Consider the following 23,125-nt stretch of genomic DNA (forward strand, 5'->3'; position numbering starts at 1 on the left):
ATCGAGCGTCTCGAATCCATCATCAAACAGCTGCAGCGAATGCAGTTCGGCCGCAGCTTCGAGCGCTTCGATCCCGATCAGCTTGCACTCGGTCTTGAGGATCTCGACAGTGATGTTGGTCGCGTCGAGGAAGCGCAACCGAAGGTCACTCCAGAAACAAAAACTCCGCCGCGAAATCGTACGCTGCCCGATCATCTGCCACGCGAAGACGTCCTGGCGGACGTGCAAGACAGGGTTTGTGGCTGCTGTGGCGGAGCTCTCCATCTGATCGGCGAGAGCGTCAGCGAGATGCTGGATTGGGTCCCGGCGCAGCTTCGCGTCGTGCGCACTACCCGAGCGGGTAGAGACGCCCTGCACATAGGCCTCCTGAACAACCGCGGTCAGCGCCTTCTCGGCCATCCGGCGCGGCTCCAGGAAGCCCCGGAAGTAGCTTCCCTTGCGCAGCTTGGGGATGCGCAGCTCAACCGCGCCAGCGCGCGTCTCCCAGGTCCGGTCACGGCAATGTCGCAGCCGGCGCGGCTGCGGGTCTGGTCGTTGGAGCCGCACTCGGTGCTGCGGCTGCCTCGCGTCCCGTCGCCTATGTCGCGCCTCCGCCACCGCCCGTCGTGTACGTCCGGCCACCGGTCGTCTATGCGCCCTATGGATATTACTACGGCCCGTAGCCGGGTGTTTGCCGGCGTGCTGCGCCTGGCGGGAGAGGTTGCAGCCTTTCCCTGCCGTCGGCTCCAGACGGAGCGGCGACCATCGTCCCTCAACCGTGATCGTTCCGATGCAGACACCGGCGAGCCTGCCGTTTGCAGGTGGGCCGTGTCCTCGCAGAAGCAAACTAAGAATAGCCAACCGACCGGTGCCGGACTGCAGATCCCTTGGACCGTCGTGGCCAGCGATGGTGAACGGCTCTACGAACGCTCTTCACGAGCGATGTGGCGCTAATTCTGTTTGACGGCGCGGCGCGGATGGAACATCGCATCCGGACTGTCACACCATTCCTGATATTTGAAGTCCGTTTCGTGAGTGCCTGGCGCAATCGTTTCGAGACCATCGTCCGGCCGAAGATTGGAACCTTTCATCTTGGCTGAGAGCAACTGCGGAGCGCATGGGTCTGCGCTGCCGCAGAGAACGGGAATCTTGTTGACCTCGATGTCGGGTCCATTCCTCGAACGATCGACACCCACGATGAGACGACGCGTCCGCGCATCGCCGCGCTCACCGCGAGTTGGGTTGCGCCTCTGCCTGGAGCAGCCGCTTCTGCACTTTGCCCGAGGCCGTTCGCGGCAGAGCGGCCGTCACGACGAAGCTGCGCGGGATCTTGAATTTGCCGAGTCTATCCGCGCAATGGGCGGCGAGAGCATCGGCATCGGCCTGCGCGCCGGGCCTCAGTACGACATAGGCGCATCCCACTTCGCCCCAGCGTTCATCGGGCACGCCGACGACCGCAACTTCCGCGACGGCTGGATACTCGCACAGCGCCGCCTCGACCTCCGCCGGGTACACGTTCTCGCCGCCCGAAATAAACATGTCCTTCTTGCGATCGACGATGCGAAAGAAGCCATCGGCGTCGCGCCGGGCGATGTCGCCGGTCGCGAACCAGCCGTCGTGAAAGGCGGTCCGGGTCGCCTCGGGCTGATTCCAGTAGCCCTGCGCGAGACCCGGGCCGGCAAGCCAGAGCTCGCCCTCTTCGATATCGACCTCCGCCGCGGCGCCGCCACCGTCCGACACCGGAACGAGTCGCATCCTCGTGCCCGTCAGCGGCAGCCCGCAGCTTCCGATCTTCTCACGCAGCCGCGCCAGATCGTGCGGCGGCATCGACAGATTGGCCCCCGTTTCGGTCATCCCGAATCCCTGAACCAGGTGAACGCCGTGGTCCAGATAGGTGCTGATCAACGCCGGAGGAACAGGCGCGCCCCCGATGGCCCAGCATTCGAGACGACGCAGCGCGGCGCCGTCGAAGCTCGACGAGCGCGTGATGGCAGCCGCCATCTCAGGCACGGAGAAGTAATGCGAGACTCCCAGTTCGGGATCGGTCAACCGCGCGAAGGTCCGCATCGGGTCGAACCCGCCGGAGAGCAGCAATCTGCCGCCGCTCTGAAGCGTCGCACGGGCGGTCAGAAACAAGCCTGCCGTATGGAACAGCGGCATGTCGCAGAGGAAGACGCAACGCCCCGTCAGGCCGCAGCCGCCGCTCATGTTCAACGACGAGGCATACGCCGCACGCTCGGAGATCATCACGCCCTTCGGGCGCCCGGTCGTACCCGACGTATAGAGCAGCGTGCTGACGTCGGAATCGCTGCGCCGCGCCGTCGCATCGGGCCTGCTTCCCTCGCGTCCAAGGTCCTGCAGGCGCTCGATCGCAAACGATTGTCCGGGCGCACCCGACAGATCGAAGTCGGCCTCATGGAAGATGATCTCCGGCGTGGCATCCTCGATCAGCGCACGAACCTCAGGCCTGGCCAGACGCCAATTCAGCGGGACGAAGATCGCGCCGGCACGAACGCTCGCCAGATACAGCAGCAGGACGTCGGCGCGATTGCGCGAGAGACAGGCCACGCGTTGGGCGCTGCATGGTCCAAGCCGCTCGACGAGCCACGCCGCCAGCCGGTCGACGGCAGCATGGAGCTCAGCCCACGTCCAATGCCGATCGGCCTCGAGATCGGACAACGCGATCCGGCCCGGCGTCGCGCGGCGATGCGACGCCACGATGTCCTTCGTCTCAAGTTCCAGAGCAATCACCGACACGCTCAGCTCCTTCGGTTAGTGCGAGAATGGCACGAAGCTGCCGTGGACTCCGAACGGCACCCGTATCGGCAGATGAATGCGGGCCAGTGCTTCGTCCTTGATCGCGCGGACATCGAGGATGACAAGGTCGGTCGCGCCGCGATCGGAGTTGAACTCGGTGAACATGAGATAGCCGTCATCCTCGTTCACCGCCCCGGCGGCCTGGACGAAGACGGGCTCGCCCGGTGACCGGCAGATCGAATCTCGTCTGCTCTTCGGCGATCGACGCATAGTCGCCCAACAAGAACCTGCTTTCGGCGGCGTTGATGATCATGACGCGGTCTCCCCTGGTCGCTTCTGGTCGGCCTGGTCGTTGATCCGGCAGCGCCATCCTGATGCGGCAGCGGGTGACGCTCCATCGGATGCGCCCTCACTGCTCCTGCCGATCAATATCGCTCGCCGGCCGAGACCGGAGAAAGCTTGGACCTGCTTATGCGACCTATAGGCCGCGATCCGATCAAGCATCGTTGGAGCCTATCGCGCCTCGATCAAGCTGGTCAGGCGCTCACGGATGATTTGGTCAGCCTGCGCCATGATACGGTCGATGAGCTCCTTCACGGTCGGCACGTCGTTGATCAACCCGGCGACCATGCCACAGCTCCAAGCGCCGGCGTCCGTCTCGCCGTCCACCATTACCCTTGGATAGACACCGGCCACCTTGTCGCGAATGTCATCGATCTTGAGCGACGCGCCCTTCACGCGCTCGATCTCCAACAGCTGGTCGACGCCCTTGTTCTTGAGCACACGTTCCGTGTTCTTGAGCGCCCGCATAACCAGGACCGTATCGAGTTCGGTAGCCCGGATCAGAGCCCGCTTGACGTTTTCGTGGACAGGAGCTTCCCTGGTCGCGATGAAGCGGGTGCCCATGTTCATGCCGGACGCCCCGAGCGCCAGCGCAGCGACAAGGCTACGTCCGTCCGCCATGCCGCCGGACGCGATGAACGGAATCTTCAACTCGTCCGCGGCCCGCGGCAGCAGGATCATGTTGGGAACGTCGTCCTCACCAGGATGGCCGCCGCATTCGAAGCCATCGACGCTGACCGCGTCGCAGCCGATCTTCTCCGCCTTGAGCGAGTGACGCACGGATGTGCACTTGTGGAGCACCTTGATGCCCGCCGCCTTGAGCAGCGGCATGTAAGCTTCCGGACTACTTCCGGCCGTCTCGACAATCCGGACGGCGCCCTCCTTGATGGCCGCAATGTATTCCGGATAAGGCGGCTCGGCGAAGGTGGGAAGGAACGTGAGGTTGACGCCAAACGGCTTATCGGTCATGTCGCGGCACCGCGCGATCTCCTTCCCCAGCAGCTCCGGCGTTCGCTGCGTCAAGCCGGTAATGAGGCCGAGGCCGCCGGCGTTCGACACCGCGGCGGCCATCTCGGCAACGCCTACATAATGCATGCCGCCCTGAATGATAGGATGCTGGATACCGAACAGGTCTGTGATGGCCGTCTTCATGTTGATTCCCTGCACGTCCTCTCATTAGGAGCAGGCGACGGGCGGACGCCGTCGCACGCGTTTCACCATGGCCCGCAGGCATGCCCGCCGCCGCTGATCGTCGCAGCGAAGCTCAGATCTTTGCTGAGACGTGCTCCGATATCCATTTCGTCAAGAGCCCAGCGATCTCGTCACTGTTCCTCTCCTGCATCATCAGGTGTCCGTTGCCGCGCAGCCCCATCTCCTCCAGACGCAGATGGACGGCCGGAACACCCGCCTGCAGCAGGAAATCGACCGTGCCATGATCGTGCATGGACCACGCCGATGCTTCCGACGTCACGACCGCCACCGGGATGGAGGCGAGGTTCGGAAGCTTTCGTGCAGGATGCTTCTGAACGAAGCAGTCGGCCAGACCGGGCCGCGGAGCCTTGCGCGTCTCGCGCCCGAGCTCGGTCGGACTCTTGACCGGAGGATCGAAAGACATCGCGATGGCGGTGAGTCCGTAGGAGAGATCACCGAGTCCCATCGGCAGCTGGCTGAAGGGCGGGCCCATCGGCTCGATCGCAATGATGCCCTTGACGAGCTTCGGCCGGGCGTCGGCGACGAGCCAGCCGAACGGCGCGCCCATCGAGTGAGTGAGCAGGATCGCCGGTCCGATCCGGTCGAGAAGCTCTGCGCCGGCCTTCTGCATCAGTTGCTGCGTCTGCGCAAGGAACACGAGGAATGGCCCCTGCCCGGCCATGAATTGATCCATGCCCGGGTCACCGATGACGCCCGGTCCGGGCCACTGGGTGTGGCGTGAGGCATTCGGCCAACTGCTCGGTTGCTTTCCGGGGGCCGTGAACATCGCCATGGCCAACTCGTAGTTCGGCGAAGGCGTCATCGGACCAAGCGCATCCGGATGGAGCGGTGAGCGGCCATGGCCGGGCCGGTCGACGACGTAAACGGCGAATCCCTGCCGGAGAAAGTAGGTCGCCCATCCGGGCCGGCCATCATGCGTGCCCAGGTAGTCGAGGCCTTGTCCGCCGCCTCCATGCACCAGAACGATGGGATAAGGCGACCGGATCCGCTCCGGAATCTGGTATTGAACGAACATCTGTCCGGACGCGATCGTGCCGTTGGGCGTCTGCTGACGCTGGACGCCGGTCCAGAAGAAGCCCTGATCCGCCAGGACCAACGGCTCGGATGTCGACTGCGATTGGTTCACGTGCGATCTCCCAATTGGGTATCAAAGATCCAGGAAGCCCGTTGGCAACCCGAGATTGCTGCGCGCGATGTACTTGGCGAACGTCATGTACTGAGACGACATGTGCCCGCGATACATCTGAGCGTCACCAAGATAACGGACCAGCCTCGATCCCTTGCGCGCGGCCGTCGATCCTGCGGTCTGGAACAGCAGTTCGATCGCGTCGCAGGCGAGTCTCGCTCCGGTCTGCAGCATGCCCCACAGCCGCAGATTCTCTTCCGGAGAGGCCGCCACGCCGGTCCCGGCCCAGCGATGGCAATAGTCGGTATGCTGCCTGATGCCCTGAAGCAGCACGCCTTCCGCCGCGTCGGTCAGCGCGATGGCGCGACCATAGGAGACTTGGAAATCCGTTTCGAACGCACGCTTGATGAAGGGAGGCGCGAACGTGTTCTGCGACATGAGAGTATCGCGGTACTCGTCGATCGCGGCACGGGCCGCGCCGACGATCGGAGCGGTGAGAGACGCATGATACGGTCCCATCGCGACGCCGAGATAGATCGGGTTGCCGTGCAAGCGGGTGCCATGGGTGCCATTGCGGAAATCCTGCTTGACGCCCAGAGCATCGAAGAACGCGGTCATGTGCTCGGGTACGAAGACATTCTCCAGCTTGACGCTGTTCGACCCGGATCCGCGCATGCCCAACGTCCGATCGCCACCCCAGTCGTTCAGGATGGTGTATCGGCCGCGCGGCACCACGAAGTGGAGCAGTCTCGGAGGAAACGAGGTCTGCAGCAGCGTCGCCCCCAGAAAATGCGTGCTGTGCGGGATTCCGGACGAGTATGGCCACACACCATTGATCACGTAGCCGCCCTCGACAGGCAGGCATGTGCCGCCCGGCGCGGCCCGGTGGGGAGCCGCGAAATGGCCCGACGCGCCGAAGATTTCCAGCTGCGCAGCCTCCGACCAATGCGCGGCGATGATCGGTGCATGAGAGGCAGCCAGCGTGAGGCACCACCCGGCGGCAGGATGGCCACGCGCGATTTCGAGCATGACGCGGAAGTAGGTTTCGTAACCGAACTCGTAGCCACCGAACATTTTCGGCTGCAGGATCCGATAGAAGCCGGCCTCGACGAATTTCTGCTCGATCGCGTCGGAGAAGTAGCCTCGCTCGTCGGTCTCGTCCTGCGATTCGCGCAGCAGGCCCCTCGTGGCGATGGCGCGATCAATCAGATCCCGCGGCTTCAGATCTGGCTCTGGCGCGGGCAGGTCTTTCCTCGAGGCTTGGTCTTGCATGGAGGTCTCCGTGGAAATCTGGGTTCAGGAGAGACGGTGCTCATCGACTGGGGAGCTTCACGCAGTCGGTCCGATCTCGTGACCGGCCCGATGTGCTATCGCGGTCCGCTCCCGCGGCTCTCGTAGAGCTTTCGCATTGTGGCGAACTCGACGACCTGCTCGGCCACCAGCCAGAGGTGCTGCGCCGTGGCGGCATCCTTGCATTCGCCATCCGCCGTGAAAGGACGCTGGGAGGTGTTGATGACCGCTGAGAACGGCGTAGGCCAGCCGCGGAGTGCGTGTACGACGCTGCGCACCGTCGCAAGCGTCGAGCCCATGGCCTGGTTGCCGTCCGCACAGACGATGGCGCCGACGGCGCGACCGGAGAGATAGGCGCGCGCATCCTCGCGAAGATCTTCCGTATAATCGAGCGCGTTCTTGACGAGGCCGGAGACGGAACCGTGGTAGCTCGGCGTTGCGACGATGACGCCGTCTGCGTCGCGGAGCGCCGCGATCATGGCGAGAGCCGACGGCGATCGCTCGCCTTGGTCATAGAGGGGCAGGCGCAGGGCCGGCCCGGTGAAAAGCTCGGTCGTCGCACCAAGCTGCGCTGCTCGGGCCAGCGCGTAACGAAGCGCCGCCGCGGAAGCCGAGCTCTCGCGCTGGGTCCCTCCGATCCCGACGATGAACGGAACGGCGTTACTCATCGGAGACGCCTCGGCCTTTGCGGCTGCAGACGGCTCGATGGCCGGAGCCTGTCCGACGACCCGGCGGCGAAAGCTGTATCGAAATACCCTGCCGACGCACTGCGTAGCGCCATGCGCATCCTCCCTTCGCGACCGTCGTCTTGAACGGTTCGCTCGTTAGGCCGAACGTAGGAGAGGTGAGGCAGGCCGTGCCTGCACAAAACCGACCGGCTTGCAGGAAACTGATAAAAAATCCTGCTGCCGCAAGCCGACGGCCTTCGCGATCGACGCACGCCGCGAAGACGCACCGATATGGCGACATCCCCGTCGCTGTCCTGGAGCATCTGACGAACGGCTCGACTCCGAGGCTGCACGTGCGGACCATCAAGGCCGCTGACGTCCCACTCGCACTTCTCCTCCACGATCTGGCGCGGGCGGCCCGGCGATTCATGGAACGCGCCTACTGCGTGACACGTCGGCCGGTGCTGCCCGCCGGGGCCTGTCCCATCCGGTTTCGTCGTTCAATTCGCGTTGCGCAGCGTCTCTGCCGCCGCGCCGGGCATGAAGAAATCGCCAGCAACGAGGCCCGCATCGACCACGACGACCTGACCTGTGATAGATCGCGCGCTGTCCGATGCGAGGAACAGGAACGCATCCGCGATGTCTTCGGGCTGGACCAGCGCCCCGAGCGGCAAGCGATCGATGAACTGATTCGGGAGAACTCCGTTGCGGCCGAATCCAGCTCGCAGCATCGGGGTATCGGTCGCGCCCGGACAGACGACGTTCACGCGGATGTTGCTTCGGGCCAGATCCAGCGCCATGGCGCGTGCCATGTTGATGACCGCAGCCTTTGTGGCGCAATATGCGTAGAGGTCACAGACGCCTTCGAGTCCTGCAATCGAGGCGGTGAACAGGATCACGCCGCCTCGCTTCAGCAGATGCGGCATCGCCGCGCGCGAGCAGAGATGCCCGCTCTTCACATTGACCCTGAACAGCGAGTCCCAGGTTTCCTCATCGGTCGAGAGCGCATCCCCCCGCGTCCCGATCCCGGCATTGTTCACCAGAATGTCGACCTCGCCATACGCCCGCACGGCAACGTCGATTGCACGTTCGGCGCCGGCTGCGATCGACACATCCGCCTCGACGCCGATGGCGCTGCCTCCGGCATCGTTGATCTTTGCGACCACTGCTTCGGTCGCCGCGATGTCCGCCACCACGACCTGCGCGCCTTCCCGCGCGAACAGGATCGCTGTTGCAGCGCCGATTCCGGACGCTCCGCCGGTGACAATGCAAACCTTGTTGCTCAACCGCATCAAATCGTCTCCTTGACTGCCACGACCGACCTCATCGTGCCGACCGGGTTTACGATCCACGTCGTAGCGAAGGCCGCGACGTTCCTCTCCTGAATCATCGGATACCCGTCGCCCTCGGGCCGAGCTGCGCGATCAGGTCCCCCGGGCGTGAGGTCCGGCTCAAGACGCGCGAGCATCTTCCACAGCACGTGCATGTTCCTGTCGGTTTCCTGCAAGTCCTGGCCGGAAAGCGTCGGCGCCGGCCGGGGCCGCATCACGCCGGCGACTCCGCAGCCAATCGCTTGCCGCGATCAATCACACGTGGCGCGGTTTCCTGGAGCTGCGTGCAGAATAGACCCGCCACGATGCACAGAACCGCGGCGGTCCACATCGGAGTCGAGGGGCCGAAAGCATCGGTGGCAACGCCCGCGACAGCCGGCCCGACAAAGCCGCCCGCGATCTCCCCAACCCCCATGATGAAGCCGAGCGCGCTGGCGATGTGGGCGGGCGGCATCGTCTCCGACGGTATGGTTGCCATGAACAGCGAGAAGCTGCCGATCGCGAGGAAGCCCGTGCCCATCAGCAGAAGCATCACCGGCAGCGGACCGTCGAAGGTCGCGGACGTGATCGGCGCGATCACGCCGACGAAGGCGAACAACATCAGCATCGAGCGGCGTCCGAACCGGTCCGACAGGGCCGGCACGAGCACGGACGAGATGGCGGCAGCGGCGCCGGTGGCGGCCATCGCGACGCTCATCGCGCCAGGAGACATGCCGCGGGTCTGGACCAGATAAACCGGCAGGAAAGTGATCTGAATGAGAAGCCACGCCACCATCAGACAGCTGATGACCGCGCACACCCAGATGTTGCGGTGCTTGAGCATGGTGGTGAGCGGGATCACGCTTCGTCCCGCGTGTGGCGTCGCCGGGCTCGTGGAGGACGGCTCGCGGATGAAGACGGCGATCAGCGCAGCGACGATGAGGCCCGGCAGGGCGGCGACGTAAAATGCGCTCCGCCAGCCGTACAGCTCGGCGATGGGAATGAGTGTCAGAGGTGCGGCGAAGTTGCTGAGGATCGAGCTGAAGAAGTTCTGCAACACGCCCATGTTGAAGCCGCGGCGATGCTCCGTGGATTCTGCTGACATGATCGATTGCGCAATCGGCAGCACCGGCCCTTCGGCGAAGCCCATGAGGAATCGCGCCGCCAGCAGCATCAGGAACGAATTCGCGAGGCCCGATCCGATCGAGCATGCCGAGAATATCACGATCGAGCATACCAGCAGCGTCTTGCGGTTTTGGAAGTAGTCCGAGAGTGCTCCCACCGCGTAGCCGGAGATCGCCCAGCTCAGGGCCAGCGCAGCGGAGAGCGCGCCAAGATGGCTGTTGCTCAACTGCAGCTCAGGCATCAGAAACGGTGCGAGCAGATTCAGCGCAAGCCGATCGAAGAACACGAACCCGAATGCCGCCCCCATCAGCAGGACGACGAGATTTTCGTAGCTGAAGAAACGAGACTTGTTCACCGCTTTCTCCCCTGGCTCCGTTTGGATTTTCTCTTCCTGTCTTGCCGTAGCTCGAATTCGACTACGCGGAGGTCGCCCGCGGCCTCGCTTCGGGCTCGGTTCGCCCGATGCTGCGGTCGTTATAGAGCCGTCGCATCCGCGCGAACTCCATGACCTGCTCGGCAACGAAGGGCTATCTGCTGCGCGAGCACCGGATCGTCACACCGTCCGTCCTGCGAGAAGGGCCGGGTCGAGGCGTTGATCACCGCCGAAAACGGCGTCAGCCAGCCGCGCAGCCCGAGGGCGATGTTGCGCACGGTCGCAAGCGTCGCGCCCACCGCCCCACCCGCGAGATGGACGCGGCGGTCGACGCGAAGATTCTCGACGTCGTCGTAAGGGATGAGATCGAGCGACCGGCCAGGAGACAACTGCGTCACTGCGGCGAAACGCACGGCCTCCGCGAGCGCCGCCTTCTCGACGGTCGAACCGGCATGCCGCTCGCCGCCGATGCCGATGCCGACGATGAGCGGAGCGCGGTCCATCATGCCAGGGTCCCGCGACAACCGCGACTTGGACACGTCGTCAACAGCACCTGGCTGTCAAGCGGATCCAGCTTGGACAGGGCGCAAGACAGCCCTCTCCCGGCAGCGACGAATGCCATGGACGTTTCTCCCTAGCTGACGCCGACATTTTGGAACGGGCGCCTTGGAGTGAACGCTAGGGATTCGGCCGGGAGAAGGCCTGCACGAATTGTCCCGATTTGCAGGAAACTGATACGAAGTGCGCCGCCGACCGACGCGGGTGGCCGATGCGGCCCGCGGGCAATCGTTCAGGACGGGTTGTCCCGGACGGTCAGTTCAGCGAACGCCGATAGGCGCCGGGCGTCACGCCCGTCATGCGCCGAAACGTGTTGGTAAAATGCTGCTGATGGGCAAATCCGCACTGCCGTGCGATCTGCGCAAGCCCCTGGTCATAGTCCCGCAACAGCCGTTTTGCGTGGTTGATGCGCAAACCCAGTACATAGCGATGCGGCGATACACCGACGGCTGTCTTGAAGGTGCGGACGAAGTGCTCGCAACTCACGCCGCAGAGCTTGGCCAGTTCCGTGAGAGGAATGCTGTCTGCGAGATGGTTCTCGACGAAATCGCGGACCGCGCGAACATGTCGGCTGCCGAGCGCGCGCCCGGACGGATTTTCGGGTTTTCGATCCAGCCGATTGAGGACGAGCAATCGGTTGGCGATCGCAAGGGCCACGGAATCCGCGAGCAGCGAGCAGGACGTATCGCCTTGCAGCAGGATCTCCTCCAGAACGGCGAGAAGACTGCACGTCACGCCTTCGGGATCGCCGAGAATCGGTCGAAGGTCGACATCCTGCCCCGACGCACAGGGCTCGGGCGAGCGAAAGAGATCCGGATGGAGATGGACGTGCAGCGTGTCCAGCGGCGTACGCAACGTCACCTCGCAATCACGGCCGGGCGGGAGGAAGAAGACTCCCTTCTGATGCAGATGCTTCGACACCGAACGTCCACCGATGCGGTAGGTGACGTCGACCGGTCCATGATTTCCAGTCACCAGCAACGCGTCGGAGTGGCTCACCTGGCGCCCACGGAAGGGCTCCTCGCGTTGCAGCGAGGCGAATGACATCGACCAGCCGAGGCCCGCGCTGGACGCCTTGATGCTCACCGTTGCGTCATCTGGCGACGCAACATCATCGACTTTCCGCTTGGCGCTCACGAGAGCCTCCGCGATGCTGAACAGAACCTTTCAGGCTGGGCGATCGGCCGAACGCGGCCATCTGCTTCGCTCCGGAGATTGTCTGGATTACCGTTCCAATTGAGAAATTCCTGAAGGATGCTGATTGCGATCCGTCCAAAAATCAAGGGCTGGAGGCGGCCGAACTTCGCAAGATATAATGCAGTCCCATCCACGGAGCGTGGTCCAAGATGACGCACCACTTCCGACGCCTCGCGGAGATGCCGAAACGAACGGAGGATCTGCCACATTAGTCTGCGCGGCGGCGATATCGTCCCGGCGTCTGGCCGACGAGCCGCCGAAACATTCGCGTCAAGTGCTCCTGGTGGGAGAAGCCGCAGCGTAGCGCGATCTCCGCCAGCCCGAGCGATTGCTCGTCGAGAAGCGCCTTGGCGCGCTCGACCCGAACGGCGATCACATATTGATAGGGTGACGTTCCAACGGATGCCTTGAACAGCCGCAGGAACGCCTTGGCTCCAAGCCCGCATGCGCTGGCCATGGCCTCCAGACGGATATCATCGTCGAGATTGGCTTCGACGAACTCCCGAACCTGCCGCATTTGCCGTTCCGAAAGCCGGGAGCGACGGTCGCCGTCAGTCGTGCACTTTCCGTCGATCGACACCACGCGGCGCGCGATGGCGTGCGCGATCGGTTCGACGAACAGCGAAGACGCGCCACGGCTGTCACGCAGCCCCTCCCCCAAGGCACTCGCGAGATGATGCAGGATCGAATCCTGAGCCCCGATCCACGGCGCCGGCACGACCATTCGCCCCTCATCGACGAACAGATCTGATCGCAGATAGACATGCATCGTTTCGAGCGGCGCATGCAGGGCTATGTCGCATTGATATCCGGCCGGAAGAAGGGAGATGCCGCCCGAAGGGACGCGCCGCGTCAGCGACCAGCCGTCCGCCCTGTAGGTCACGTCGACCGGACCGCTGCGGTGCACCACCAGCATACAATCAGAAATCGCGTCTAACCTGCCCTCGAATGGCCGTTCTCGCTGGATCGACGCATGGGCCGAGGACCAGCCGAGCCCACGGCTCGACACCACGACATCGGCATCGAATTGCCGAAGCACGCCGTGCGTCTCGTCGCTTTCGAGATTGCGCTTTGACTCCATGGTACAGATCTAAGCTCGACCGCGTTTGATGAAGGTTGGTGGCCTGTTGACCCGCAGCGAATTCCAAACGTGAACCTCGGGTTCCTTAGCATCCTTGCAGCCGGAACGCCACTCGCTGCAATTCGCGACTTGCGAGGAGACGACATGTCACTCGGAAATACCTCGACCTGATGACACGCTGCAGGAACATTTTCGCACAGCAAAGAACCGACTGCCGGTTCTCCGAACTGAGGCAGCCGTCCCATTCCGTTCCTGCGCGCGTGGCCGGATTCAGCGTGGCATTCTTGACCGGCTTGTCGCTTGCGGAAGCTGGAGACTCTGATTAGTTCCATCATACATAGCGCCATCCCAAGTCGGACCGCAAACCGCGTTGACGCCGCGCTGGGATTCGCAGCGAATGACGACTTTGCGGCCGCCCCCACGACGTGGGCGGTCCACGTCTCGTCGCGTGATCGCCATCAACGGCTTTCCAATCGACATCGACACATGGCTCGAGGCGAACGCGCGCCGGCGCGTTTTCTCGAGCCATCTCAACGCGACAGCGCCCCGACACGATCAAGCGCGGTGCCGAAACCTTGCAGCGAGATCGAGAACGGCGCCGCCGCGCCGCCATCCGCCGTGGCCTTCAGCTTCAGCGCCGTGCCGGCGCGCAGCGCGACCAATGTCCGCGCATCGAAGGTGACGGAGACGATGCAGCCGACGGGCAGGCAGGTGCGGAAGCGGGCCGGCTGCATGGGCGGTTTCTCGTCGATCTGGAAGGCCACGCCGGAATCGAGCGCGAGCCCAAACGGCAGGACCAGCGTGCCGGAGACCGTATTGCCGTTCGACGCAATCAGCTCGATCGCCAACACGCGCTGACCGTTCTGCTGAGCCTGGGCCTGTGACATGGTGCAGCGCTTCGTTGCTCCACCCAGCATGCAGGAGACCCGCCAGTCCCGGTAGCTCTCGCTGAGCGATGACGCGCCGCCCGGAAGGCTGGAGGCGGCCGCCCCGCCAGCGGGCTGGCCGGTCTGCGCCTGCGCGATTTGGAAGCGCTGGGGCGCGTGATCGTCGTGCCTGTCGATGCTCGTGGCGGCACGGCTCGGTGTCGAGATGGTGACGTCTGACGCCAGGTACGCCGTCATTCAACGCAACTCTCGTGAGTGCGGGAAGCATGTGCTTAGCTTCTTCGATGTCGTCGAAGCCGATCACAGCGAACTCGCGACCGATTGCAACACCAGCCTGGGTGAGGGCACGAATGAGGCCGATAGCAACGACGTCGTTGAAACAAAGGGCAGCAGCCGCGGAATCGCGCAGGTTGAGCAGCTGCGGGACCGGTGCCCCGCCACCCGAGCAGTTGGTCCTCGTTTCAATCAACAACGACGCATCGAGCGGGATTCCGGCATCCTCAAGGGCGAGGCGATATCCGGACAACCGCTCTTCGCGAACCAGCAGCGACGTGGCCCCTCCGACGACGGCGATGCGCTTGTGTCCCTGTGCAATCAGATGCGCGGTAGCCTTTCGCGCGCCCTCCTTGTTTTCCGGGGCGACCAGCGACGCCTTGAGACCCGGAAGCCTTCGCATGACCTGGACGACCGGCAGGCCAGCAATGAGTCCTTGGACATCGCGGGCGGACGTATCAATTGCGGGCGCAAGCACCAGAAGTGAAGCGTCGTGTCCTACGATCCGAATGTTCGGGCCCGGCTCTGGCGGGATCCACTCGAGATGCGGCATGCCGTTCGAGAAGCTCTCGAGGTCGCGGACATTGCTCTGCCGAGCTTCGACGACGAGGCGACACTCTGGGGCGATGTTGACCCCGAAGCGACGGCAAAGCGGATCAGCGATGCTGGCGTTCAAGAAATTGCTGTAAAAAACGGCCCCACCGCGGTGGCTCTCTTCAACGAAGGCACTCTCGTTCGCGTTCCCACCCCGAAGGCCAGAACTCTTTGCGACACGACGGGTGCCGGTGACTCGTTCAATGCCGGTTACCTATCAGGCCGTCTGGTCGGAATGCCCTCATTGACTGCCTGCAAGCTGGGACAAGACGTAGCTGGAGAGGTGATCGGCCATTTTGGCGCTCTGGCGACCGAGCATGCCCTGCAGCCCTTTCAGAGGATCATCCACGCACAGACCGCGAAGACATGAAGTAGAAGAGCGAAGATTCGTCATGCTCATTCGCCTCGCTTCTTTTGAAGGTTTTGTCCGGTGCGGTCACGAGATCGGCTTCGATCGTTACGGTCGAGCCAGCAATTACCGATCTGGCGTGAGACACCGTATGCCCTTCGCATCGAGGTCATGCACGAGTTCGAAGCCGATGACGGCGCGGGTCACCCTCCCCTCGTCTTGCAGGTCGCCTATCCCGATCGCACGGCGCTATACGAAGCTCCCGCTTCGCCGATCCTCGCATGCGGAAGAGCGGTTACGCGGGGCCCGCACGGCTTCTCTGATAGCCGCTTCTTCGATGTTGTCCACAAAACTTGGCTTGTTGATCGATAAGAAATGGCCCCAGCGCTGATCGAACTGACGACAACTGAGCGGAGCAGGACGCTATGACGAGCCCCTCGACGATCGATATCTCTACCGCCTTGGCGATCAGCAGTTGAATAATGTTCGGCGCTCAAGCCGCGCTGCTACCTAAACTTTGTTCTACAGGCCATCGTTACATCGGCGCTCTGACAACACACAAGCCAGCGAAACCGTCGACCCACGTCGAAAAGCATAAAGAAGCGTTCATGGCGCAGGACGTAACCAAGATTGATGCCATCCTCAACCTCGCGCCGGTTGTACCGGTGTTGACGTTGGACGATCCAGAGACCGCTATCGCTGTCGGCCGCGCGCTCGTCTCTGGCGGTTTGCCGGGCTTGGAAGTCTGACCCTGCTTGATCCAGACGATCGACATGTCGTCGCAGCGGGATCGCGGCCAAGGCATCGCTCCTTCTGACTTGCAACTTGCGCGATTCTCAGGAGCGAGCGATCACGCGGTTCGGCCTTCGCGATGCCCCCTGATGATCTTCTCATCGGGGCTGTTCGAAAGATTCCGGAGTTGCTGATCGGCTCTCTCGCGAACGCGCGGCGGAAATCCCGAGTTGGGCCCTCAGACTTCATCGCCATCCCTGAACGTCAGCATCTGGCCCAACTCGCGAAGCGGGTCGAAAGCTCCGGGGCCTGGCTGTAGGCGAGGATTTCCGCGCTCGCCTGCTCGATCTCGGCGACTAATTTTCGGGTTTTCCCGCCGCACCAGTTTCGCACCAGAATCGATGTGAACAAAATGGAGCGGACGTCCTCGAAATCGAATGAAATTGCTGCGGAATCAGCGAACCTCATCGATATCCTCCCGCTCATAACGGTTTGGTTGCAGGTTCGAGTCCTGCCGGGCCACCAGCGATTGCAACGGCTTACTGGCTTTAGATTTGTCGCGGCCGCCTCGCCGCTCCAGATACGTCCACTTTTCGTTCGTGTGGAGCTGCAAGGCTCAGCGACCACCGGATCGCGCCTGCTTCGGGATAGGCCCTGTCACATTGAGTGCTGATGCAATGAGTGACAATCCAACGCGAGCCTTCCGGCTATCGCCGGTTAATCAGCCCGGCTCTCGCCGCCGAACACGGCGATCGGCCGGGGTGGCGACTTGGATTGGACGACCGGAACGGCTCGACCTGCGCAACGCGGCGTCAGAACAGCAGCACGCCATCGTCTGCTTCGAGCTCGTCGACGTCTTGCGAGGGCGCACTCGCCACGAGACCGAAGCCGCTCAGGAACATCCGGTGAACTTCGCGCTCCCGCTCCATCGTATAACGACCAAAGGCATCGTCGAAGCCTGTCCGGTCGCTCACCGTAGGCAGGGCTCCTTGCGCGCCCACACCGGTTGCCTTCAATTGCGCGGCAACACCGGACAACGCGGTCGTGCTCTCGTTGAGATGGGCTATCAGCTGCCGAACCGATCCCATCAGCTCCTCGAATTCGGCACCCTCGCTGATCAGGCGTTCAACTAACGTCCCGAGACGTGCATGTCCGGCTTCGACCCCATGTATCGCATCGAGAATCGCCGGCTCCAGCCCGGCGAGTTGGGCAGGCTCGCCTCCGAGGCGAAGCGCCCGGAGCTCGAGCGCCAGGGATTCGATGACTTCGAGGGCCGTCTTGAGCCGGCCGGCGCCAGCGGCAACCACATCGGCCGTGGCCTTGAGTTCGTTTGCGATCACGACGAAAGCTCTTCCTTTGCTACCAAGGTGACCCGCCTTGAGGCTCGCATTCATGCCGATCAAGGTAATATCGAGGACGGCCTCCAGTAGAGCCGCAACGGCGACGCGAAAGCGGCCGAGCAGTTCTTCAACCATGAGAAGCGCGTCGTCGACCGACGTGCCCGCTCGTTCGCAGGTGGCAATGAGGGTCGAGGCCTGCGCCAGCACCTGTTTGGTGCGCGCAAGAAAGGATACGGCATAATCGCCCTGATCACCATAGAGCGACCTGCCTTGGCCAATCACGCCGATCGCATCGCTCACGATGCTCGACAGCGCGTGCAAGATCGCCCCGGTATCGTTCTGCAGCTCGCGCTTCGCATCATCCAGCTGCATCGATTGGAGCCGACACAGAAAGGCTGGCAACGTCGCAAGATCCTGGCACGATTCCGGATCCGTAACTCCTATTTCACGGTCGGCAAATTCGAGCCCCCAGCTGACATGCTCCAGCCGTTGCCGCGTGCTGTCTCCGGCCTGCAGCGAGACGATCGAACGGGCGACGGCCTGGGCGATCTTCTGCGTACTCCCGCCTGCCGACTCTGCGAGCTTGAGGCTGTTGCTCCGCTGCTCGTGCATGGCGGAGTAAGCGACGATCAGCTCTTCGCCGGTCGCGAGAAGCTGGGTGCGATAGCGCTGGTCGAAATCACTCTGCCGATCGAGAGCGGCTTCGACCGCCTTTGCGAGCAGGTCCTGATCCCGCGCGCAGGCGTCGAGCGATTGCTTTACCGAGCCCGCGATCTCATGCGCCTGCCTGGTAAAGACAAGGAAGTTGTCCCGGTCTCCCTCCAGCGATGCGGCCTCGATGCGCGCGCTACGCGCGATGATCGAGATAGTCTGGACATGCTTGAACAGAGTCTTGAGTTGGCCCGCCGCCTCTGCAGCGCTTTGCCGGAGGCGGCCGAGCAGCGCCGTCTCAGCGGGCAACGCCTGCGCGAGACGGTCGAGCCGGCTGGCGATGTCACGAACTGCACTTGACGCCTGCTCGATCTCGCTGCCGGACATTTCGTTGGCCAGCGCTGCCAGATCGTGATTCAGCTCCTGAAAGATCGCATGTCCGCGGCCGAGCCGCTGTCCCGCCTGCAAGAAGGTTTCCTCGATGTGCGACGAGACGTCATCGATCGAGGCGAGGGACGTTCTGATCGCTTCCCGGGGGCAAGTTTCAGCCATCGCGTACCTAATCCGCCAACAGCGGCTGTCCCGCCTGAGACCAAAGCATGATCTCGCGCGGGATCTGGTTCAACGAGATCACTTTCTCGACCGCGCCGCGGGCAATCGCCTCCTTCGGCATACCGAACACGACGCAGCTTTCCTCGTCCTGCGCCCGCGTCGCCGCGCCCAGCTTGCGCATCTCCAGAAGTCCCCGCGCCCCATCGTCCCCCATGCCGGTCATGATGATTCCCAGTGCGTTGCTGCCGGCATGTTGCGCGGCTGAGCGGAACAGCACGTCGGCTGATGGACGATGCCGCGACACCGGGGGACCATCCTTGATCGCAACGGCATAGCGCGCCCCCACGCGCTGCAGCAGCATGTGACGAGCACCCGGCGCGATATAGGCACACCCCTGTTGCACCGGCTCGCCATCTTCGGCCTCCTTGACCTGGATCCGGCAGATGCCGTTCAGCCGCCGTGCAAACGCGGCTGTGAAACCCGGCGGCATGTGCTGCACGATCAAGATCCCGGGGCAGTTCGGCGGCAGCACTTCGAGCACATCATTCAGCGCCTCTGTCCCTCCGGTCGAGACGCCGATGCAGACGATGCGTTCCGTCTTGCGATGCGCGCGTCCCGCGACGGGCGGCGGGATGATGGCATCTGCCGTCAGCCGCTTCTCGACGACGGTCTTTCGCTGCGGCCGCCACCGCACCTTCGCACCGGCTGCCGATTTGACCGCATCGCGCAGCCGGGTCGAGCATTCGAGCAAGGCCTGACGCGTATCGATGCGCGGCTTGGGAATGATGTCGACCGCACCGGCCTCGCATGCCTCGAACATCAACTCCGAGCCTTCATCGGTCAGCGACGAGCAGATGATGACGGGAATCGGATGCTGCGCCATGATCTTGCGCAGGAACGTGATGCCGTCCATGCGCGGCATGTTGATGTCGAGCAGGATCACATCGGGCAATTGAGCCTCGAGGCACCGCGCGGCCGCATAGGGATCGGAGGCCGTGGCCATGATCTCAATCTCGGGATCCTCTCCGAGGATCGACGTCAGAATCTGGCGCACCGCCGCCGAGTCGTCCACGATCAGCACGCTAACCTTCTGGCTTGCCATCGTGCCGCGTTCCGCTGCTAGACTTTGAAGATCGTCGGCTGCACCTGCTTCAAGCCGGGCACGACGCTGTGAATCATCGATTCGGAGTGTCCAACCATGAGATAGCCACCCGGCCGGAGGTGCGTGCACAGACGCTCGATGACCTTGCGCTGCGTTTCGCGCTCGAAATAGATCAGCACGTTGCGGCAAAAGATCATGTCGACGTCGCGGTCGACCGGGTAGCCGGGCTCCACAAGATTCATGCGCATGAACCCGGTCAGGCGGCGCAGCTCGGGTACGACACGCACCTGATCGCTCTCGCGGTTTCGCGACATCATGAAGTAACGCTTGATGAACTCCGGCGGCACCGGTGCCAGTGCGTCGGCTGTATAGATCGCCGTCCTTGCTGCATTCAGCACGAGGTTGGAGATATCGGTCCCGAGGATCCGGAAGCCGAAGCGCGATCCTCTCCGGTTCATGTCGTCGAGCACCATGGCGGCGGTGTACGCCTCCATACCGGTGGAGCAAGCCGCGCTCCAGATCTTTAGATCGGCGCGACTGCGAGAATTCAGGAGCCCGGGAACAGCGACCTCGCGCATGAAGTCGAAATGCGACGGCTCTCGAAAGAAATCCGTCTTGTTGGTGGTCACGACATCGATGAGATGCGCGATCTCCTCCTCGAACCGGTCATCCTGAAACAGATTGTCGACATATTCGTTCAGACAGGAGTAGTTCAGCGCGCGGACACGCTTGTGGAGCCGCCCCTCGACCATCAGCCGCTTGGCGGCCGGCAGCTTGATTCCGACCTGTCCCTCGATCAGCTTTGAGATGGTTTTGAAATGACGTTCTGAAAGATGCAACGCACTCTCCAGCACTGCCGAGCTCCGGACGCTCACGCCGCAGCCGCAGCGGTCGGCGCCGCCTCTGCGGACGGCATCCCCTCGTGGGCCATTAGACGGATGAGATCGAAAATGATGACGAACTTTTCGCCTTTGCGTCCGATGCAAGCGATGTAGTCGGACTTCCAGCGTCCGCCGACATCGGGCACGGCTTCCATCGTGCGATCGTCGATATCGGTGACTTCATAGACACAATCCGCAACAAACCCGACGCCAACGATGCGGTTCTCGATCGCCACATCGAGAATGATGATTCGTGTGGCATCGGTGGCGGGCGCGCTGGGCAAGTCGAGCTTCAGTCGCAGATCGACGATGGGATAGCCGCTGCCGCGTACGTCGATCATCCCGAGCAGGAATGCAGGCGCATGCGGCAAACGGCAGATCGGCCGCATGTCCAGGATCTCGCGGACGTTGCGAATGCTGATGCCGAATGTCTCGCCGTCGAGACCGAGCGTCAGATATTGAGTCGATTCGGCCATGTCGTTCTTTCCGAGCAGTAAGGGTCCGTCGTCCGGCGCGGCCGTCCCTCGGCCGCCCGCTTGTCACGCCCTGCGTTGAAATTCAGCGTCATGGTGGTCGCCGCCATCGGCGAGATCGAAGGCGAAGCCGCCGGAGGCAGCCTTGGCGGCGCGCGCCGACTTGGCCGCGACCGCCTTTCTGCCGACCCGGTCGACGGCTGCCATGGTCGCGGCCTTGGCCTTGAGCTGGCTCACGGCGCGGTCGATCGGCGCCGGCGCGCTGCCATGCGCCCTGGCTCCGTCATCGATCCTAAAATAGGCGATGGTGGACTGCAGCTGCTCGGCCTGCGAGGCGAGCTCCTCCGAAGTTGAGGACACCTGCTCGGATGCACTCGCATTCTGCTGCCCGACCTTGTCGAGCTGCTGAATGGCCTGGTTGATCTGGGCCGACCCGATGTCCTGTTCGCGGCACGCGGCCGTGATTTCCACCACCAGTTCCGCCGTCTTCTTGATGTCCGGCACCAGTTTGGACAGCATCCCGCCGGCCTCGCGGGCTACCTTCACCGACTCCGAGGACAGCGTGCCGATCTCCGCGGCCGCCGCCTGGCTGCGCTCGGCAAGCTTGCGCACCTCGGAGGCGACCACCGCAAAGCCCTTGCCGTGCTCGCCGGCCCGCGCCGCCTCGACCGCCGCGTTCAGCGCCAGCAGGTCGGTCTGGCGGGCGATCTCCTGCACGATCGTGATCTTCTCGGCGATCGTCTGCATCGCCTCTACCGCGCGGCCGACCGCTGCGCCGCTCATCTCCGCATCCTTGGCCGATTGCGCCGCGATCTTCTCGGTCTGGCTGGCGTTCTCAGCGTTCTGCTTCACATTCGCCGCCATCTCCTCCATCGACGAGGAGGCCTCCTCGGCCGACGACGCCTGCTCGGTCGCACCCTGGGACAGCTGCTCGGCGCTCGCCGAGAGCTCCTGGCTGCCCGCCGAGACGTTGTGCGCGGCCGTCAGGGCTTCGGCGACGATCTGCCGGAGCTTGTCCACCATGTGCTCGAGCGCGATACCGAGCTTGTCCTTGTCGGAGGCGCGCCTGGTCTGGACCGTGAGATTGCCGTGCGCGATCTCGTCGGCGATGCCTGCCATCACATTGAGATTCTGCGTCATGGCATTGAGCGATTTGACCAGATCGCCGATCTCGTCGTCGCTACGTACCTCGATCGTCTGGCTCAGGTCGCCGATGGCCACGGCGTCGGCAAGGCCGACGGCGCGAGCCAGCGCCCTGCTGATGCTGAGTGCAATCCAGGTCGCCGAGACGACCGCGATCACCAGCGCGCCGATGATGATGCTGACCATCAGCGTCTTGGCGGAGCTTGCCTCGCGCGCTCCGTCATCGGCAACCTCGGCCATCTGTCGTTCGTTCTGCTGAACGTACTGCTCGATCGTATCGAGGCTATCGTTGAACGCCTTGCGGCCATCCCCGTTGGCGATCGCCATCGCTTTGACGTTGCCAGCTTCCGCAGCAAAGTTGGCAGCCTTTTCGACGGCCTTGCTCAACCGCTCGAGGGCGCCCTTGATCGCGCCACTGGAAGGCCCGGCCTGCTCGCCGGCGATCTTCACCAGATCCGTCTTGACGGTGGTGAGCCTTTGCTGAGCCTCTTTCAAGTCCGCGTCGATATCCTGGACGTTCGCGCTGGTATAGGCGGAGATGATGGCGCGCGACAGCCGCGCGGCATCGAGCCTTGCGGTCAACAGCGCCGTGACCATGCGCTGGCTGTCGGACGCATCCTTGTTCAGCTCTGCAACGATCGAATCGAGTGTCGCATCGAGCTCGCGCGTCGCCGGCTGCCCCTCGCCGCGCCAGACCTCGGCTGCCTTGTTGTTCGAATTCAGGAGGGCGAATTTGCTGACCTGATCCTCGAGCTCGTTCATGCGCTTGATGGAGACAGTGGCCTGGTCGAGGATGCGCCGGCCGGACTCGCTCGCACGGCCGTAAAGCTCGTCGCGCAGCTTGAGCACCTTGTCGCGGCGCGCCGTCATCATGTTGTAGTAGTCCTGGACATCCTTGTCCGTGGTCGCGTTGATCATACGCGTCTCGGACCGCTGCTGGCCCTGGATGCCGTTCATGAGATCGCCCGCCATCTTGAGGCGACCGGCCTGTGCGACCGTACGCTGCTCCGCCTCACTCAGCGACGAGAGGTTGATGTAGGCGATCCCGCCCGTGATCATCGAGAGCGTAACGACGACACCGAAAGCGCCAGCCAGCTTGGCCTTGATCGTGAATCTCATTTTCAGACTTT

The 23,125-nt window shown here is 63.4% G+C and carries 22 protein-coding genes and 3 pseudogenes; 3 read left to right on the forward strand and 22 right to left on the reverse strand.

The window, feature by feature from the left end; translation table 11 throughout:
* Positions 1-39: 39 nt before the first annotated feature.
* A pseudogene (locus tag ACVIJ6_RS03000) lies at positions 40-285 on the forward strand (IS66 family transposase); the annotation flags it as partial.
* 48 nt (positions 286-333) lie between these two features.
* Here the strand turns inward: ACVIJ6_RS03000 and ACVIJ6_RS03005 are convergent.
* The 16 genes and pseudogenes from ACVIJ6_RS03005 to ACVIJ6_RS03080 form a co-directional block, all read right to left on the reverse strand.
* Positions 334-498, reverse strand: a pseudogene (locus tag ACVIJ6_RS03005) (transposase); the annotation flags it as partial.
* Between the two features lie 708 nt (positions 499-1,206).
* On the reverse strand, positions 1,207-2,736 hold the full coding sequence (locus ACVIJ6_RS03010; RefSeq protein WP_456771429.1) for an AMP-binding protein: 1,530 nt from the start codon (positions 2,734-2,736) through the stop codon (positions 1,207-1,209).
* 15 nt (positions 2,737-2,751) lie between these two features.
* The gene (locus ACVIJ6_RS03015; RefSeq protein ID WP_456771430.1) at positions 2,752-2,925 is read right to left on the reverse strand and encodes a carotenoid oxygenase family protein; all 174 of its coding nucleotides are present in this window, start codon (positions 2,923-2,925) and stop codon (positions 2,752-2,754) included.
* Positions 2,912-3,049 carry a hypothetical protein gene (locus tag ACVIJ6_RS03020; RefSeq protein WP_456771431.1) on the reverse strand — a complete coding sequence of 46 codons (138 nt, stop codon included), beginning with the start codon at positions 3,047-3,049 and terminating at the stop codon, positions 2,912-2,914. Before ACVIJ6_RS03020 ends, ACVIJ6_RS03015 begins: the two co-directional genes overlap by 14 nt.
* 200 nt (positions 3,050-3,249) lie before the next feature.
* Positions 3,250-4,230 (reverse strand): NAD(P)H-dependent flavin oxidoreductase, encoded by a 981-nt coding sequence (locus ACVIJ6_RS03025; protein WP_456771432.1) that lies wholly within the window; start codon positions 4,228-4,230, stop codon positions 3,250-3,252.
* Positions 4,231-4,342: 112 nt separating this feature from the next.
* A complete protein-coding gene (locus ACVIJ6_RS03030) occupies positions 4,343-5,416 on the reverse strand; it encodes an alpha/beta hydrolase (protein ID WP_456771433.1) in 1,074 nt (357 codons plus the stop codon).
* Positions 5,417-5,437: 21 nt separating this feature from the next.
* Entirely contained in the window at positions 5,438-6,688 is a 1,251-nt protein-coding gene (locus ACVIJ6_RS03035) for an acyl-CoA dehydrogenase family protein (protein ID WP_456771434.1), read from the reverse strand.
* A 95-nt stretch (positions 6,689-6,783) separates the two neighbouring features.
* The gene (locus ACVIJ6_RS03040; RefSeq protein WP_456771435.1) at positions 6,784-7,374 is read right to left on the reverse strand and encodes an NADPH-dependent FMN reductase; all 591 of its coding nucleotides are present in this window, start codon (positions 7,372-7,374) and stop codon (positions 6,784-6,786) included.
* Between the two features lie 500 nt (positions 7,375-7,874).
* Complete coding sequence (locus ACVIJ6_RS03045; RefSeq protein WP_456771436.1) at positions 7,875-8,666, reverse strand: SDR family NAD(P)-dependent oxidoreductase; 792 nt, start codon at positions 8,664-8,666, stop codon at positions 7,875-7,877.
* Positions 8,666-8,920, reverse strand: coding sequence for a hypothetical protein (locus ACVIJ6_RS03050; RefSeq protein ID WP_456771437.1), 255 nt, complete (start codon positions 8,918-8,920; stop codon positions 8,666-8,668). Before ACVIJ6_RS03050 ends, ACVIJ6_RS03045 begins: the two co-directional genes overlap by 1 nt.
* On the reverse strand, positions 8,920-10,329 hold the full coding sequence (locus tag ACVIJ6_RS03055) for an MFS transporter (RefSeq protein WP_456771438.1): 1,410 nt from the start codon (positions 10,327-10,329) through the stop codon (positions 8,920-8,922). Before ACVIJ6_RS03055 ends, ACVIJ6_RS03050 begins: the two co-directional genes overlap by 1 nt.
* Complete coding sequence (locus tag ACVIJ6_RS03060) at positions 10,284-10,688, reverse strand: hypothetical protein (protein ID WP_456771439.1); 405 nt, start codon at positions 10,686-10,688, stop codon at positions 10,284-10,286. The genes ACVIJ6_RS03055 and ACVIJ6_RS03060 overlap by 46 nt, the downstream gene beginning before the upstream one ends.
* Before the next feature lie 307 nt (positions 10,689-10,995).
* Entirely contained in the window at positions 10,996-11,826 is an 831-nt protein-coding gene (locus ACVIJ6_RS03065; RefSeq protein WP_456771440.1) for a helix-turn-helix domain-containing protein, read from the reverse strand.
* Positions 11,827-12,145: 319 nt separating this feature from the next.
* The gene (locus ACVIJ6_RS03070; RefSeq protein WP_456771441.1) at positions 12,146-13,018 is read right to left on the reverse strand and encodes a helix-turn-helix domain-containing protein; all 873 of its coding nucleotides are present in this window, start codon (positions 13,016-13,018) and stop codon (positions 12,146-12,148) included.
* Between the two features lie 530 nt (positions 13,019-13,548).
* Positions 13,549-14,142 carry an invasion associated locus B family protein gene (locus ACVIJ6_RS03075; protein WP_456771442.1) on the reverse strand — a complete coding sequence of 198 codons (594 nt, stop codon included), beginning with the start codon at positions 14,140-14,142 and terminating at the stop codon, positions 13,549-13,551.
* A gap of 61 nt (positions 14,143-14,203) precedes the next feature.
* A pseudogene (locus tag ACVIJ6_RS03080) lies at positions 14,204-14,731 on the reverse strand (substrate-binding domain-containing protein); the annotation flags it as partial.
* On the opposite strand from ACVIJ6_RS03080, the gene ACVIJ6_RS03085 reads away from it, so the two are divergent.
* Together ACVIJ6_RS03085 and ACVIJ6_RS03090 are read left to right on the forward strand one after the other, a co-directional pair.
* Positions 14,672-15,142 carry a PfkB family carbohydrate kinase gene (locus ACVIJ6_RS03085; protein WP_456771443.1) on the forward strand — a complete coding sequence of 157 codons (471 nt, stop codon included), beginning with the start codon at positions 14,672-14,674 and terminating at the stop codon, positions 15,140-15,142. The pseudogene ACVIJ6_RS03080 and the gene ACVIJ6_RS03085 overlap by 60 nt on opposite strands.
* Positions 15,143-15,603: 461 nt before the next feature.
* Positions 15,604-15,870 (forward strand): hypothetical protein, encoded by a 267-nt coding sequence (locus ACVIJ6_RS03090; protein WP_456771444.1) that lies wholly within the window; start codon positions 15,604-15,606, stop codon positions 15,868-15,870.
* 247 nt (positions 15,871-16,117) lie between these two features.
* On the opposite strand, the gene ACVIJ6_RS03095 is transcribed toward ACVIJ6_RS03090, so the two are convergent.
* The 6 genes from ACVIJ6_RS03095 to ACVIJ6_RS03120 form a co-directional block, all read right to left on the reverse strand.
* On the reverse strand, positions 16,118-16,321 hold the full coding sequence (locus tag ACVIJ6_RS03095) for a hypothetical protein (RefSeq protein ID WP_456771445.1): 204 nt from the start codon (positions 16,319-16,321) through the stop codon (positions 16,118-16,120).
* A 344-nt stretch (positions 16,322-16,665) separates the two neighbouring features.
* Complete coding sequence (locus ACVIJ6_RS03100) at positions 16,666-18,231, reverse strand: chemotaxis protein (RefSeq protein ID WP_456771446.1); 1,566 nt, start codon at positions 18,229-18,231, stop codon at positions 16,666-16,668.
* A 172-nt stretch (positions 18,232-18,403) separates the two neighbouring features.
* Positions 18,404-19,498: a protein-glutamate methylesterase/protein-glutamine glutaminase gene (locus ACVIJ6_RS03105; protein ID WP_456771447.1), complete on the reverse strand. Its 1,095-nt coding sequence runs from the start codon at positions 19,496-19,498 to the stop codon at positions 18,404-18,406.
* Positions 19,499-19,515: 17 nt separating this feature from the next.
* The gene (locus ACVIJ6_RS03110) at positions 19,516-20,337 is read right to left on the reverse strand and encodes a CheR family methyltransferase (RefSeq protein WP_456771448.1); all 822 of its coding nucleotides are present in this window, start codon (positions 20,335-20,337) and stop codon (positions 19,516-19,518) included.
* A 32-nt stretch (positions 20,338-20,369) separates the two neighbouring features.
* A complete protein-coding gene (locus ACVIJ6_RS03115) occupies positions 20,370-20,855 on the reverse strand; it encodes a chemotaxis protein CheW (RefSeq protein WP_456771449.1) in 486 nt (161 codons plus the stop codon).
* A 63-nt stretch (positions 20,856-20,918) separates the two neighbouring features.
* Positions 20,919-23,114, reverse strand: a complete 2,196-nt coding sequence (locus ACVIJ6_RS03120) for a HAMP domain-containing methyl-accepting chemotaxis protein (RefSeq protein ID WP_456771450.1) — start codon at positions 23,112-23,114, stop codon at positions 20,919-20,921.
* Positions 23,115-23,125: the final 11 nt, after the last annotated feature.

This window comes from Bradyrhizobium sp. USDA 4369, assembly GCF_054056435.1.